At 44.4% G+C, this 14,609-nt stretch carries 20 protein-coding genes; 9 read left to right on the top strand and 11 right to left on the bottom strand.

The features are described 5' to 3' along the window. Positions 1 to 172: protein disulfide isomerase family protein (locus LDL35_RS04640; protein ID WP_304020000.1), on the bottom strand; the 172-nt coding region annotated here is incomplete at its 3' end. A 56-nt stretch (positions 173 to 228) separates the two neighbouring features. Here LDL35_RS04640 and LDL35_RS04635 point away from each other — a divergent pair. From LDL35_RS04635 to LDL35_RS04625, 3 genes are all read left to right on the top strand, one after another. Continuing rightward, complete coding sequence (locus LDL35_RS04635) at positions 229 to 1,116, top strand: TMEM175 family protein (protein ID WP_304019998.1); 888 nt, start codon at positions 229 to 231, stop codon at positions 1,114 to 1,116. 18 nt (positions 1,117 to 1,134) lie between these two features. Beyond that, the gene (gene nifB, locus LDL35_RS04630) at positions 1,135 to 2,031 is read left to right on the top strand and encodes a nitrogenase cofactor biosynthesis protein NifB (protein ID WP_304019997.1); all 897 of its coding nucleotides are present in this window, start codon (positions 1,135 to 1,137) and stop codon (positions 2,029 to 2,031) included. Between the two features lie 85 nt (positions 2,032 to 2,116). Further along, positions 2,117 to 3,475, top strand: a complete 1,359-nt coding sequence (locus tag LDL35_RS04625; protein ID WP_304019995.1) for a tetratricopeptide repeat protein — start codon at positions 2,117 to 2,119, stop codon at positions 3,473 to 3,475. Between the two features lie 2 nt (positions 3,476 to 3,477). Here the strand turns inward: LDL35_RS04625 and LDL35_RS04620 are convergent, their stop codons facing one another. After that, entirely contained in the window at positions 3,478 to 3,807 is a 330-nt protein-coding gene (locus LDL35_RS04620) for a hypothetical protein (RefSeq protein WP_304019993.1), read from the bottom strand. Positions 3,808 to 3,848: 41 nt separating this feature from the next. Next, positions 3,849 to 5,003, bottom strand: a complete 1,155-nt coding sequence (locus tag LDL35_RS04615; RefSeq protein ID WP_304019992.1) for an NAD(P)/FAD-dependent oxidoreductase — start codon at positions 5,001 to 5,003, stop codon at positions 3,849 to 3,851. Between the two features lie 85 nt (positions 5,004 to 5,088). On the opposite strand from LDL35_RS04615, the gene pth2 reads away from it, so the two are divergent. Both pth2 and truD read left to right on the top strand, forming a co-directional pair. Beyond that, entirely contained in the window at positions 5,089 to 5,451 is a 363-nt protein-coding gene (gene pth2 / locus LDL35_RS04610) for a peptidyl-tRNA hydrolase Pth2 (protein WP_304019990.1), read from the top strand. After that, positions 5,448 to 6,716 (top strand): tRNA pseudouridine(13) synthase TruD, encoded by a 1,269-nt coding sequence (gene truD, locus LDL35_RS04605; RefSeq protein WP_304019988.1) that lies wholly within the window; start codon positions 5,448 to 5,450, stop codon positions 6,714 to 6,716. The genes pth2 and truD overlap by 4 nt, the downstream gene beginning before the upstream one ends. A 14-nt stretch (positions 6,717 to 6,730) precedes the next feature. On the opposite strand, the gene LDL35_RS04600 is transcribed toward truD, so the two are convergent. Continuing rightward, entirely contained in the window at positions 6,731 to 7,411 is a 681-nt protein-coding gene (locus tag LDL35_RS04600) for a dihydrofolate reductase family protein (protein WP_304019987.1), read from the bottom strand. Positions 7,412 to 7,568: 157 nt separating this feature from the next. Here LDL35_RS04600 and LDL35_RS04595 point away from each other — a divergent pair, with 157 nt between their 5' ends. Next, on the top strand, positions 7,569 to 8,201 hold the full coding sequence (locus tag LDL35_RS04595; protein ID WP_304019985.1) for a CDP-alcohol phosphatidyltransferase family protein: 633 nt from the start codon (positions 7,569 to 7,571) through the stop codon (positions 8,199 to 8,201). Here LDL35_RS04595 and artA read toward each other — a convergent pair. Further along, positions 8,149 to 8,982: an archaeosortase A gene (artA, locus tag LDL35_RS04590; protein ID WP_304019983.1), complete on the bottom strand. Its 834-nt coding sequence runs from the start codon at positions 8,980 to 8,982 to the stop codon at positions 8,149 to 8,151. The genes LDL35_RS04595 and artA overlap by 53 nt on opposite strands. 115 nt (positions 8,983 to 9,097) lie before the next feature. Between artA and LDL35_RS04585 the strand changes: the two genes are divergently transcribed. Beyond that, positions 9,098 to 9,415, top strand: a complete 318-nt coding sequence (locus LDL35_RS04585; RefSeq protein WP_048067785.1) for a transcription factor S — start codon at positions 9,098 to 9,100, stop codon at positions 9,413 to 9,415. A gap of 133 nt (positions 9,416 to 9,548) precedes the next feature. Here LDL35_RS04585 and LDL35_RS04580 read toward each other — a convergent pair whose 3' ends face one another. Genes LDL35_RS04580 through LDL35_RS04565 form a run of 4 tightly spaced genes read right to left on the bottom strand, consistent with a single transcriptional unit; the run spans position 9,549 to position 11,798 of the window. Continuing rightward, complete coding sequence (locus LDL35_RS04580; RefSeq protein WP_304019981.1) at positions 9,549 to 9,872, bottom strand: hypothetical protein; 324 nt, start codon at positions 9,870 to 9,872, stop codon at positions 9,549 to 9,551. Positions 9,873 to 9,903: 31 nt separating this feature from the next. Continuing rightward, the gene (locus tag LDL35_RS04575) at positions 9,904 to 10,461 is read right to left on the bottom strand and encodes a YeeE/YedE thiosulfate transporter family protein (RefSeq protein ID WP_304019979.1); all 558 of its coding nucleotides are present in this window, start codon (positions 10,459 to 10,461) and stop codon (positions 9,904 to 9,906) included. Between the two features lie 9 nt (positions 10,462 to 10,470). Then, positions 10,471 to 10,986: a YeeE/YedE thiosulfate transporter family protein gene (locus LDL35_RS04570; protein ID WP_304019975.1), complete on the bottom strand. Its 516-nt coding sequence runs from the start codon at positions 10,984 to 10,986 to the stop codon at positions 10,471 to 10,473. Between the two features lie 56 nt (positions 10,987 to 11,042). Beyond that, positions 11,043 to 11,798, bottom strand: a complete 756-nt coding sequence (locus LDL35_RS04565) for a type 1 glutamine amidotransferase (protein ID WP_304019973.1) — start codon at positions 11,796 to 11,798, stop codon at positions 11,043 to 11,045. Between the two features lie 45 nt (positions 11,799 to 11,843). Between LDL35_RS04565 and LDL35_RS04560 the strand changes: the two genes are divergently transcribed. Continuing rightward, positions 11,844 to 12,449: a hypothetical protein gene (locus LDL35_RS04560; protein ID WP_304019971.1), complete on the top strand. Its 606-nt coding sequence runs from the start codon at positions 11,844 to 11,846 to the stop codon at positions 12,447 to 12,449. On the opposite strand, the gene LDL35_RS04555 is transcribed toward LDL35_RS04560, so the two are convergent. Both LDL35_RS04555 and LDL35_RS04550 read right to left on the bottom strand, forming a co-directional pair. Next, positions 12,427 to 12,693: a hypothetical protein gene (locus LDL35_RS04555; RefSeq protein WP_304019970.1), complete on the bottom strand. Its 267-nt coding sequence runs from the start codon at positions 12,691 to 12,693 to the stop codon at positions 12,427 to 12,429. The genes LDL35_RS04560 and LDL35_RS04555 overlap by 23 nt on opposite strands. 34 nt (positions 12,694 to 12,727) lie before the next feature. Continuing rightward, on the bottom strand, positions 12,728 to 14,236 hold the full coding sequence (locus LDL35_RS04550; RefSeq protein WP_304019968.1) for a methanogenesis marker 14 protein: 1,509 nt from the start codon (positions 14,234 to 14,236) through the stop codon (positions 12,728 to 12,730). A gap of 97 nt (positions 14,237 to 14,333) precedes the next feature. Here LDL35_RS04550 and LDL35_RS04545 point away from each other — a divergent pair, with 97 nt between their 5' ends. Continuing rightward, the gene (locus LDL35_RS04545) at positions 14,334 to 14,552 is read left to right on the top strand and encodes a hypothetical protein (protein WP_304019967.1); all 219 of its coding nucleotides are present in this window, start codon (positions 14,334 to 14,336) and stop codon (positions 14,550 to 14,552) included. The last annotated feature ends 57 nt before the right edge of the window (positions 14,553 to 14,609 follow it).

The raw sequence follows: 14,609 nt of genomic DNA, 5'->3' as shown, positions 1-14,609 counted from the left end.
CAAACGCGACTTCAGTTCCAAAATCCCTGGCAAGTTCCTCTACCGATGGCATGATCCTGATACAATGAGTACAGGAGGGACTGTAAAACATGACAAAAACTGGTTTTTCATTTCGTTCAACCATTAGTTCCCAGTCAGAATCTGATATATCAACGAGGACGTCCGGTTCCATATGTAGTCCTTTTCTGTTATCATATATATTCGTTGAGTCAAATTATCAGATCGAGCATGACCAGTAATTCACCCGCTGTTATAACTCCGTCTCCCTTTGCTGAACTGACTCCTCATCGTCTGGAAGCATTTTTCGATGCGATTTTTGCTATAATCATGACTATCCTGGTCCTCGGGCTGGCCCTTCCCGGACAGGCGGATAACCTCACGCCGGCAGAGATATGCATAGAGATGCTTCCACAGATTATCCATTTTGCCCTGGCATTTTTCATCCTTGCAGCATTCTGGGGGGCACATCACCGGACATTTTCTCTGGTAACTAAACTGGATCCTGTTCTTATCAGACTCACGTTTTTCTTACTCTTTATTGCCTGCCTGCTCCCGTTTACATCAACGCTGGCCGGTGATAACCATACCGAAGGCCCGGCAGTCCTGTTATTTCATGTGAATATGTTACTTCTCGGTCTGATATTTTTTTATCAATGGGTGTATGTGAACTCTTCACATCTTGCAATCCCTATTCCGGATAATCATTACAGATTTATTCTCACCAAAAGTCTGATAGTCCCATTTGTATCCGTTCTGGCAATCATTACGTCTTGTATTGAACCATCTTGGAGTTCTATCTGTTACTTTTTCATTCCGGTCTGTGAATTATTATTACTCCATGAAAAAAGCAGGCTGTTTCCTCAAGAAATAAGTGAGAACTCTATGAACCGGAGAGATGAATCAGTACTGCTTACCCTTCCCCCGGAATTGTGTACTAATCTTGATGAAGTAGCTCATGAGATGGAAATATCCAGGGAGGATCTGATACTGCATATTCTGTCCGGTTGGATGAGATCCCATCGAGTGAACACCGGGCCGGCAGGTTCCTTATGTCAGCTGAACCTGGATCATCCTTCTGAACCTTCTGGACAATCATCGACCGATATTAATAGATAAAAGGATAATGTGTAATTCATGGCTGAAGAATCCTACCGGGAGACTGAAATAGATGGCCAGATGGTGAAATGGGATCCTGACCAGATTCGTAAGATCCAGGAACATCCCTGCTATAGTGAAAAAGCAAGTCACACCTTTGGCAGAGCCCATCTCCCGGTTGCACCAAAATGCAATATCCAATGTAATTATTGCGTTCGCAAATTTGATTGTGTCAATGAAAGCCGCCCGGGTGTTACCAGTGAAGTCTTAAACCCTCAGCAGGCACTCGAAAAAGTCCGCGAAATTATTGATCAGTACCACTTCATCAAAGTCGTGGGTATTGCAGGACCAGGAGATCCTCTCGATAATGAGGAGACCTTTGAGACATTTCGGCTGATTCATGAAGCATATCCACACCTCATTCTGTGTGTAAGCACGAACGGTCTTCTTCTTCCGGATAAGATTGACCTTCTTGAAAAATACGGGGTCACCAACATTACCGTAACCATGAATGCCATTGACCCTGATATCGCCGCAAAAATATACCAGTATATCGATTATAAGGGAAGGCGCTACTATTCAAGTCATGAGATGGGAGAGATTCTGGTTTCACGGCAACTAGAGGGTATAAAGATGGCTGTCGCCAAAAAGATGCTTATTAAAGTAAATACGGTATACATACCCGGTATTAATGATCACCATATTCCTGATATTGCCAAAAAAATTAGTGAAATGGGCGTATATATTCACAATATCATCCCTCTCATTGCTCAGGCCAAATTCGCTCATATCGCCCCACCAACGATTGAGGAAAAACTGGCAATGCAGGAGAAGTGTAAACCATATGTCAGACAGATGTCACACTGTCAGAGATGCAGATCTGATGCAATCGGCTGTCTTGGCAAAGATATCAACTCCTGTATGGGGAAAAGATAATTCCTCATACCGTATCATATCATTTTTTACGATTGGCTTTCCAATATAGCATAACCCCCCAGGATATATGGCGGGAGGAGTGTATATGATAAAAATCCTCCCAATTTTGATAATCATACTCTTAATAGCCTTTACCAGCGGAGAAGATACAAATCAGACTGTTGATACCATTACCTTAGAGGATCTTATAAAAGAGAATGATTATGTCCTCTCACTAAATCCGCAGAATCTGACTGCACTCCAGTTTCGTGCACTCATATATTACAATGAAGAAAAATATCCTGAAGCAATTAATGCATCTGAACAATGCCTGAAGGTAGATCCCACCTGTAGTTTTGCCTGGCATATCATCGGGAGTTCCTGGGGATATCTGAATCAGCCTGATAAGGCCGTTGAAGCATTTCAGAATGTCGTTACATTAAATCCTGATGATCCGGTGCAATATAATGTTCAGGGTGTGGCGCTCTCGCGGACGGGCAAATTTGCCGAGGCGATTCAGGCATTTCAAAAGGCCACCAATCTGAACTCTGGTTACGCGGCGGCATGGAACAACATGGGTGTCACCTATTTTAACATGAAGGAATATGATAAGGCAAATTCAGCATTTGATAAAGCTATTTCATTAAAACCTGATGAACCGGAATTCTATGCAAATAAAGGATATTCATACCTTCAGAAAGGTGATTACAACGGAGCCCTTGGTGTTGCAAAGACTGCGAGAAACATGGATCTTACCTGTGTGCCTGCCTGGTTTGTATCGGGAGAGGCACAATACCATAATCGTAACTGGAAAGAAGCATTTTACTCTTTTGATGGTGGGTTTAACGCCCTTGCAAAGAATGATCTCTGGTATTATCAGGGATCTAAAAATACCCGGATAACAAAAGATATGCAGCCAATGGACTCATATTACGTTGCTATTGCAAGTAATGTCCGGTTTACCGGGATATGGGAACGAACAACGGTCATCAATTATAAGATTAAGCGATACCAGGAGACGATAGATCTCTATGATCAGATTCTGGCCATCACTCCTGATTATGGTGAAGGCTGGAAGAAGAGAGGGGACTCTGCGATAAAGATCAAACGGATCGAAAGTGCCAGGGATTCCTATAAGCGGGCTTTGGATCTTCTTCCAAATGATCCGGAGGTCCTTTCTTCATATGGGTATACCACAGGATTACTCGGAGATTATCTGGAGGCTATGAAGTATATTAATAAGGCACTTGAGCTGGAACCGGGGTATACCCGGGGATATCTCTATAAAGGACTTGTATTTTCATTTTATGGTCAGAGGGAAGATGCATTATCAGCCTTGCAGAAGGGACTGGAGACAGGCGGGGAAAAATCTGAACTCTACGAAGCTCTTGCAAATGTTCAGTTTAAAAATGGAGATACCATAGGCGGGGTTATCAGTACGATACGAAGTTTAATCGGATTTTAAACTCATGCATGGTATTGCCCGATATCTGCATCTGATATCCCAAGTTCCCGGTCTATCGCTACAATAAGCCGGTTTAAAATTCTTCTGACATCGGTATACATTTCTTTGTCAACCGGTCCGCCGGCCTGATGCCAGACAACTTTTTGACGAAGCATATCAGTCAGTTGTTCTACTTCAGTCCCTTTGAACTGTGCAGGAAGTTTAAGTTCAGTCAGGTAATCCTGGGCACCATACCAGGCCTGTTCTGGCGGAAGAGAAAATTTCACCTTCAGGTGTGTAATATTTACGATAAAACCACGTCCAAATCTGCTGGAGGGGGTACTGGTTGCCATACCCCTAATTATTGAGAATCAAAGGTATGAAGGTAGCATATTCATAGTTTTGATCTGGCGAAGGCTTTGCCCATAAGATAATATGCAGGAATCATACGGGGATGGGAAAGAAGGGCTTTTATAAGGGCTGATGGACGATCCATATCTCCCTTTCTGGTAATAACTTCCTCCAGATCCGGATGTGACAAGGTTCTTATCAGAGATTCCATATCTTTTTCAGAGATCTTCTGCCGAATCTGAAAGAAGTGAAACCCCCTCATAATTTCATGACCAAAATCTGCTTTCCAGGCATGTTCATATGATGCCATGGCCTTCTGGCTGAAGTCATCCATTTCAATAGACCGGATAGCAACCTCTGCTGCGTGACGGGCTGCCCGGATACCCGTATACACTCCGCCACCTGAGGTAGGTTTTGCCATTGCTGCCGCATCTCCTGCAATAAGTATCCGGTCATCATAGGATCTCGTCAATGTTCCCAGAGGGATAGTCCCGCTGACAAAGTGGGTAGCCTTGTTTTGAAAGGGTCTAATAAACTCGGAGAAGCGTTCCTTCACGTGATGAATTCCACAAAGACCTATCCGTGTCCTGTCCGGATGCAGAGGGATCATCCATCCGAAAAATTCAGGAGATGCATTCGGATATATCTGCACATGGTCGGGGGGGAGAGAATGGTGCACATCACATTGCAGTCCAGAAAGATATACCGGGGCACGGGGTATCCCGACCATCCGGCTGATTGAACTCCGGGGGCCGTCTGCTGCGATGAGCATCGAATACGAAACATCCTCTGGTCCATTGATTCCTTTCAGATGAAGAATCCCTGATGTGCGCGAAATACCAGTTGCTATCGTCTTCAGTTTTATTTCTGCACCGGCATCTGCTGCTGCTTTTCCCATCTCATGATCCAGTGCTCCCCGGTCAACCACATATGCCATAGTTCTGCCGGCATCAAATGAACAGGTTGCCTCTCCTGCGTGCACATCCGCACCAGAGACGGTATTGAGGACAGATGACTGGGAGACTTCGCATTCTCGAAAAGCACTATCGGAGAGCAGACCTGCACATTGCACAGGATATCCAAAATGTGCCTGTTCTTCGATAAGTAATGTCTTAAGACCGGATTTTGCACAAATTCTGGCGGCTGTGGATCCCACCGGTCCTCCACCTACAATGGCAACTTCATATGTCCGGTTCATGTTCTGGTATAGTACTCTTCATAACCGGCAATCAACTCACCGGAGAACAGACCTTTGTACTCGTCACACCAACGTCTAAAGGCAGATGGCGACAGAACCTGATTTTAAATATAAGCAATGTATTATCATTCGCAATGATGTGAAGATGAGTTGTGGGAAAAAATGTGCTCAGGCAGGACATGCGGCAATCGGTGCATATGAGAAAAGTTCCCTTACACTTAAAAAAGCATGGATGAATGAGGGCCAGAAAAAAGTGGTTTTAAAAGCATCAGATCAAAAGACGTTATTTGAACTGAAAACCCTCGCAGAATCGGCAGGAATTGCAGCGGTTCTCATTCAGGATGCGGGAATGACGGAGATACCACCCGGCACTATTACCGCTCTTGGTCTTGGACCGGCGAAATGTGAAGACCTTGATAAAATTACCGGTTCCCTTCCATTACTATGATGGAAAGTCCATGGGATATTGATAGGGAACTTGGTTTCCATTACTATCGGACTGAATCACCTGGCACCGGAGGAGTATTAAGAGACCTGCCTGAGGATTTTGAAGTTCATGAAATTGCAGAGCATACGTACTCCGAGGGACCATACCTTATCTGTTCCCTGAAGCGGAGGAACTGGGATCAGCACCGTGCAATAAAAGCGATAGCATCAGGACTAGGCATCAGTCATCAGCGGATAGGTTTTGCAGGGACGAAGGATAAACGGGCCGTTACCACACAGTTTATCTCGATGTATAAGATCAAGGCAGAAGAGTTAGCACCACTTTCGATTCCTGATATTACTCTGACCGCTCTTGGAACATCACAACATCCGATAAGGCTTGGAGATCTCCAGGGGAACAGTTTTACAATTCGTATCAGGAGAATATCAGATTCATCATTATTCAGTTCCCTTGATAGCTTTCAGAAATCCATCAGGGAAGGTATACCAAATTATGTCGGCTATCAGCGGTTTGGTGTCTCACGACCGGTCACACATCTTATCGGATTTGAGATACTGAAAGGGAATTACCAGGAAGCTGTCAGGGTGATGATTGGAAAACCAGGCTCGCAGATGGAGGATCATGAACAGGAAGGAAGGGCTTGTTATCTTGAGACTGAAGATGCTGCCCGGTGTCTTCATCTCCTCCCTCCCCGGTTATCACTTGAACGTTCTGTGCTTCATCATCTGATATCAAATCCTGGGGATTTTCTGGGTGCCATCCTGCAACTCCCCCGGACTCTTCGTTCTATGTATGTAAGTGCGGTGCAGTCATGGATTTTTAATACTGCATTAAGCATGCGTATCCGGGATGGCTATTCATTATTCGAACCTGAAGTCGGAGACCATCTTATCTGGCCAGATGGAAGGACTGATACAATCTCCCCGGCGACCATCCATGCAGCGAAGGTTCAGGTAAAAAGAAATAAATGTGCCCTCGCACTGGTTCTCCCCGGGGGGTCGAATATTCCTGATATCGGGCCTGATGACAGAAATATCAATGCCATCCTTGAAGAGAAGGGTATTACTCGTCAGATGTTTGAGAAGGTATCATCTGTTCTTGATACAAAATTTGCCGGATCGTTTCGTCCCATGCTGATGAAAACAGATCTGACATATGAGATTATTGACGGAGATCTTCTTGTCAGATTCTCTTTGCCTCCCGGTCAGTATGCAACAACGATCCTTCGTGAACTCATGAAAGCAGATCCAATGAATATGGTTTGACCAAAAATGCTCTTTCAGGATCTGACCACACGCCATTTTGTAATAAGGTTTTCACCAGCCATGAACTGAGTAATGAGATCCAGTTTCAGAAGATCTGATACATCACGGGGATGAAGGCCGGTAACCAGTGAGGGTGTGTCCTCTCCGCCGGCGATGAAAGGAAGATGAATGAGCAGAAGTTCGTCGATAAGATCTTCCTGGAACATGTTGCCGTTGAGGGTAGATCCACCTTCTATCATCAGGGATTGTACGGAATATTTGTCAAAGAGTAAGCGCATCAGAACCGTAAGATCCACGAATTCATCTCCACAGATCTCGATGTGAGCTCCTTTTTCTGCCAGAATCGCACACTTCTCCTTATCCGCCCGGCCAGATACGGCTATAATGGTTGGTGCATCAGGTGAGAGGACATTTGCATCCGGAGATATGTCTGCCTTTGAAGACGGAATGACCCGGATTGGATTTTTCCCTTCTACATGTCTGACGGTCAGAAATGAGTTATCTATCCGTATGGTATTGGCCCCGACCATGATGGCATCAGAATCTGCCCGGATCTGATGGAGCAGTACTTCAGCCTCATGAGACATAAACTGCATCAGGAGCTTTGATGAGGCGCCCCTTGTAACTGTGAGTTTTCCATCTATAGTCACTTCTGATACCAGGGTAACATAAGGGCGGTTTATATGGTCAGACATATGTAACAGTAATGTTTGATGGAACAGGACTAATATATGCTGTGAGATTTGAACTGATATCCACGATCTCATAGAGGAAAGTTCATCAGGAGTTGTGCAAAGGTGGGACGTTCATCGGCAGAAATATCTCATATCATTATCAACGACTGAGCGAAGAATGAATATTACTGCATTTCGGTACAGGTTTATCAGGTATCTCGAGCCGATAGCAGAAATATGTAAAAGGGCCGGGCTTTCTCCCAACATCATTACGATATTCTCAATTCTGACCGGCTGTTTCTGCTCATTATCCTATATATTGCATTCATACTTTATCGGCAGTCTTTTTTTGTTCTGTTCTGCAATTCTCGATCTCGTCGATGGATCAGTTGCCCGGATGACGGGCAGGGAGACCAGGTTTGGGGCGGTTTTTGACTGGATTGCAGATAAATATGTGGATACTATCGTCCTTCTGGGGGTAGGTCTTTCAGGAATTCCCATTATCTCCGGAGTTCTGAAGATCTCCCCGGTCTGGGATTTTGGTATTGTGGCGGTTGCGATTATCGGGTCGATGATGAACACATTCATCAAACCGGTGACTTATGCCGAGATTGGATTTACCGAGCGGAAAGAAGGGAAGATTGATGATCCCCTGGAAGGAATCGGATTTTTTGGAAGACCTGAAACAGTCCTGGTGCTCGTTCTCGGAGGTCTTACCGGGTTTATCTGGATATCTGTTCTGATAATTGCTCTCTGTACTAATCTCTCTGCACTTCAGAGGATTGTTTATCTGTACCGACGATACTCTTAATCTCTTTTTCATATGACTGAACAAGATCTCCGGCAAAATCTCCAAGAGCAGGGATGAGCCTGAAAAGGCTGTATGCAAGAACAATAAGGAATATCAGGGCAATACCCTCTGCAAAAATATTGTGCGCCCAGAAGAAACTGGAGTATCCATATTCTTGATTCCCCGAAATGTCCGGCAGCCATGAAAATGACTGGCTGGTGTATGTGATAATTACTCCGGCATTTCGAAACAGGTTCAGGACATAGATGACCGGAGCAATGAGGAGGAATGCAAGACACTTTTGTCTGGTTGTTGTAGGGACTGCTGATGCGACACCAAGCATGATTGCGATAGCCTGAATGCCCGTACATGCAAGGATTATTTCAACTCTGAAAAACCCACTTTGAAAGGTATTCCACAACACAAGATATACGGGATACCCCAGAAGCTGGAGGATAAGATAGGTGTGGTGGACTACGGTTGTTATCAGGTACTTTCCTATCTCTTCAACAAATGCGAATGGCGCATAAATAATAAATGCTACCCCAGCAGCCCGTGTCAGGCTCATAACTGCATCATTCCCCTTCAGAAGAAGCCGTGTGGTTATGATGAGGAAAGGAATAGATAACAGAGCCATCACCGGATACAGGATATTACTATCCTCTATCCACGTCGGAAGACCGCCGATAAAGACGATGATGATTGTTATCCAGGCAATGATGGCTGCATAGGTCCGGTGTCTTCCCGGAACCAGAGCGAAAAGGAAAAACAGGCAGGAAACAGGAATAAGAAGTTCAAACATTTCCCATATTGTCTTATTGATGATCAGATAATTCTTCTCTCACTTGTAGTATCTGATCTTCTGGTATGCCAGGCATGCTGTATGTTTTAAATGTTTCTTTATCAGACCTTATTGTATGTTTTGTGAGAAGTGCGGAAAATTATTAAAAAATCAGGCAGGCTCTTTTATCTGTACCTCCTGTGGCTGGGAGAAAGAAGGCCATGGTGAGACAAAGATGAAGATCACCGATAAAAGAAAAGAGAAAGAGATAGTGATTGTCGATGATACCGAGTCTGTCCGCACTCTGCCCACCATTGCTGTAAAATGCCCCAATTGTGGGAATGGAGAAGCGTTCTGGTGGCTCAGGCAGCTTCGGTCTGCTGATGAAAGTGAGGTCCGGTTCTTTCGGTGTACCAATAGTAAGTGTAACCATACCTGGCGTGAGTACGATTAATATTTAATCATAGTACATATTTCCTAAAATCCAATATTCCCTTCCTCTTTTGGATAATCCCTATTGCAATTATGGCGAATATATCAAGGAAAAACCCTATAATTATCAGAAATTCTGTGTGAAAATATATAGATTAAATTTTACGATTCCCTCTTCTCCGGCCGGATGATATTGATCGCCTGGTCTGCACTGATGTCCTGAACCGGAGTGATTCATGCACCAGACTTTTTACCCAGGAATCCATCGAGACCTCAATCTCTTCAGGTGTCAGATTATACATGCAGGGCCATCGTAATAGATCTGCTAACTCATCAAGTTCCCATCGACGGTTTTCATATCCCTGCTTTTCATCCTTCCCCAGATTACATCTTCCAAGCCCGGTATCGGTGGTGAGCACAAAGAATGCACATACAGAACAGGGTCTTATCTGACGCTTTTCTGGCGGGGTTACAACCATGATGCTGTAAAATTATTGGATGAGGAAGTACTTACAACCCCAGTATCTGAAGAAACCATAATACTCCAAAAAGCCCTGCAACAAATACCAGCACCACAATCCATCGAGGGAGATGAATTAATTCAGGGATGGTCTCAACCGGGAACTGACCGATTGATAGGATTTTATCATTTATGGCCGGATAGAAATGTGCAAACAGACCGGTTCCGATAAGAATGCCAACTGCACCTCCGAAAAGGGCATCCATCTGCCCCTGTCCTATTGCACCGGCCACAGTGCCCGGACAGTATCCAAGAAGCCCAAATCCTATTCCAAAGAGTAATCCGCCGATAACACTGGAGCCAATTGAACCCTTAAATGTGTGAAACTCTATCAGATTGAGGCTTTTCATTACATGTATGCCTATCATGCCGACAATCATGGCAGAAACCATCACTTTGACCACGGTAAAATCTGTCAGAAGCAGCTGGCCGATGATGGTATCATAGCTGGTAACTCCACCCTTCTGCAGAAAAAAACCAAACCCAATACCAATGAGAAGACCGAGTATTAACTGAAGGCGCTCATTTGCATGACATTTTGTGAACATAATCAGCCCTCACCATGAATAGAGTATCATCGCCGTCCCAATACCGGCAACAAAAAAACCCATGACTGCAACCAGACTTGCGAGTGATAACTGGGACATTCCTGATATCCCGTGGCCGCTTGTGCATCCCCATGACCACCGGGCACCAAGCCCCATCATAATACCGCCCACCAGAGCCATAAGAAAACGCAGGAGAATATTATCCCCGAATGCAGCCTGAAATGTTTGAGGCACAAATGAGATCTGGAATGACCCTGAAAGAACCGAAGAGATACACGCTCCAAGAATAATTCCAAACACCATCATCCACTGCCATTCAATCTCAGGAACAAACATCTTGTAGTATTCCTTGTTTTTTACCTTATCAGGGCAGAAAATACTCTCTATCATGCCGGATGTTCTGCTGAATGCAGTACTACAGCCTAAGGGTTTGTTCGAGAAGAGGAATGAGCACCAGAGCAGAATTCCTATCCCTGCTCCGGCCAGATATGGAGACCACTCTGTCTCAAAGAGAAGATCAAGCATACCATTGATCGTATTTCTTAAGATTTGAATGGATCGGAACTATAGAAAAAGATGAATTACCGGGGTGTTTTAAATTTATTCTGGATTAACAGGAACGTTAATAATGAATCAATAAATTCATTTCCTCTTTTATAAAGAGAGATATTCTGAAGAATGTCATCTTTTGGATAATCCTGATCAGTTATTTCGGTATCTTTTTCCACAAGCTCCAGAAACATCCGAATATCATGTTCGTCAAGTTCAGGATGGAACTGCAGACCGATAGTGGAATTGTTATAGATAAATCCCTGATGTGGACAGGTATCTGATTTGAAAAGATGGATAGCTCCGGGAGGGATTGAGAACGTATCCTGATGCCATTGAAAGACAATCAGATCATTTGGGATTATTGATGAGAATGGGAGGCTTTCTGTCACCTGTATAGTCCGTGAAACTGAAACCCAGCCATACTCCGGGTATGATAGTCTGGTAACTGTCCCTCCCAGAACATCCGAGATGAGTTGCGCACCAAGACAGATACCCAGAACCGGTATATTATGGTCAATAAGGTTTCGAATAAATTTCTTTTCTTTTATAAGCCAGGGATATTTCTCTTCTTCATAGATATTCATCGGACCTCCCATGATAATCAGAAAGGAGACCTCATCCACTTCAGGGAGATCATCTCCGCTCCACAGATTGACATCCTTAACCGGTATGGATTGATGATGAAGCCATTTTGAAATATAACAAGGCTGTTCGTAAGGGGCATGCTGGAGCGCGAATGCTGATTGGTTACCTGCATGACTTTGAGATGATGGTTGCATTTTCATAATCGATGTACCTGATTTATTGATTTTTACTCATAATAGTATTGTATGAAAGTACAATTTTTTCCAGGAATACTTCTGCTGACCCTGATCACTGTCTCTATCAGCACGGTCTATGCAGACATCCAGGTTGAATCTTCCTATACCATGGGAGATTTGATTGCAATCACCGGTACAACAAATTTCAATACTGATAATTCAGTTCTCATCGAGGTCTGGCCAGCATCATTTGGACCGAAAGGAAAGTATGAACCTTCCATGGCCGGGGGCGGATCGGTAGTGGTACCGGTTCAGAGTGGAGAAAATTTGGATTATCACTGGAATGGAACATTTGATTCATCCGGATGGGCACCGGATACATATATGGTCAGAGCAGAGATCATCGGAAAAAACTATGTTGAAACTAGAATGTTTGATCTCATGGAAAAAAGTGAAGTGGAGAAGGTCCTGGTAGCTCCTGAGGCTCAGTCAGAAATTAACCAGACAGAGATTACCCCGGTTCATACTCCACAGATGCCTGAAGAGATCCCCACAGAAAACATTCCGGAAAGCGTACCAGTTCCAACTCAAAAAAGTTCATTGAGTGGAGGCACCATAGCATTATCCCTTGGGATCCTGACCATGAGTCTGTTTATGCTGGCGTCTCGTCGATAAATTCGTTTAATTTTTGTTTAAAAAACTTCTCAACCTCAATCATGACCTCTTTTTTCCCACGTGCGGCGATAAGATTCCTGACATCTCCTTCCATATTTGCAAAGGAAAGAGTCTCGGGCCGTTCCACGAGCTCTACATCAAAGGTATTGATTATCTCACGAATTATTGTTCGCGGAGTTCCCGGAGGAAAAACAAGGTCATAATATTGCTCATCTTCCATATTGTATGGTTTACGAGTATTCATGGATGAGCATTTCCTTTTGAATTTGAGGAAGAGGTTATCTTCCAATGGCAATACGCCTGGACATGATGCATTTCCCTCCCCTTATTCCACCGATTGGTTTATCCGGCTTTCCAAGTGAATTCATGCACCTGCCCATCAGAGCTGCGCCCCGTGCAAGACCATCATCGACAAACACCACATGATCTACCGGGTTCTGGAAGAGTTTTCTGTCAATAATTCCCTGAAGGATATATTCCGGTTTCTTTCCGGATATTGCAGCCCTGCCAGTGAAACCAATGGATGTCTCCGGATAAATCATACCCAGTTCATGTACCACATCAATCATGCGCAGGGCCATCCTTGAACAAACTTGATCGATGACTTCATTCAGGACCGGTAAGGAATATTTCGTGATAATCTCCTTTCCTATCTCACCCAGTTTCATAAGATTTGTCCCATTGGTTCCTGCATCAACTCCGATCAATGCAACCCCTGACTCCATGGCAACTTCTGCATATACCGGTACCATACCATAGCGTTTTCGTTCTTTTGGAACCAGTTCAACCGAGATCAGGTCATGACAGCGATCAACATACGAGTTGACGACTTCTGACGATTTCCTGGATCCTATTGCTGCAGAAAGCCGGCTCTTCTCTCCAAATATGTCAAGGGCAGTTCCATTCTTTTCATTCACGAGTCCGGTCCCTTTCACGATTGCATCTGGGATTGCTCCGGCCAGACCGCAGAAATTTCCAATAGTTCTGGCAAAGGGATTTGTTGATTTTGGATCCACCAAAGATGTGATCCGACCGTCAAGGGTTGTTCCAAAGTCGATAGAGATGCAGGGGTTTCTAAAGTCTACAGGGGTCCATTTTGCGCCTTCCTTGATACCCGCCATAGCCAGCTCCCCTTCCATCTCATTTGCTACCATCTCAACTCCGGTGGTTCCCTGAGGGGGGACGACTCCTGCGACTGCGCCTGAAAAGTTTACCCGGTCTGCAAATGAAAAGGGTTGTAATTTCTGAGCCTGATTCATTTTGGACATCGGGGGTGTCATCTTCTTGGGAGGAACCCCTGCCTCAAGGCACCCGTTTGCAAGTGCTATGATAAAATCTCCGACCTGATCAGGAGAATCCATCGCCGCAACGACACCGGTACTTCTGACTACAAAATCAAGGTCTTTTTTGATGTCCAGTTTTGCATCCTTATGGCATTTGATAAGTGTGTCACGCACGAGCTCGGTTACTGATTCACGTGTCAGTTCAGTGCCGTCCAGGGTCCTGCCAAATATCTCTTCACCAGGACGGGGAGGCCTGACATCGCGGCTCATACTGACGGTTTTATTGATGACATAGCACATTCCTGTTTCAAGATTCACACCGGTCAGGATGCATTTTGTTGTGGTATTTCCCATCTCTACAGAGGCTACAATAAAGTATGGTTTCTCGTCATATTCCCGGCATTCCATACCTGGCCCCCTGATAATCAGAGGTGGGGGAGGACTTTCGACAATGTGTGGTTTCGGAGAAGGTTTAAAAAATTTGTCGAAGATTCCAGGATTCATAAAAACCTGTGATTCGGGGTGTGCGATATAGGTTTCGATTTGACTGCCGGGAACAAAGAGTATCTATAAATGGTGCCGACGTCAGAACTTATCAATTATGGCTGATCCGCATTTCTGTCAGAATTGTCAGTTCTGTGTTCCGATCTTCGGAAAAAATAAAGAGATATTACGGCTTGAATGCTGGAGAAACCCCCCAATCCCGATATATGCCGGTAGCGACAATGATGGAAAATACAAGATCATTCACATCAGACCAAAAGTTGAATCAACCTGGAAATGTGCAGAGTGGAAAGAGAAGAAGATGGGATTCTGGTGAGTAACCAGGAAAAGATAATCAGGAGTTATGCCGGGTATACTCAACTCCATCATTTCA

Source organism: Methanospirillum hungatei (assembly GCF_020216685.1).
GTDB classification, from domain to species: domain Archaea; phylum Halobacteriota; class Methanomicrobia; order Methanomicrobiales; family Methanospirillaceae; genus Methanospirillum; species Methanospirillum hungatei_B.
This window is presented reverse-complemented; position numbering and strand designations above follow the sequence as displayed.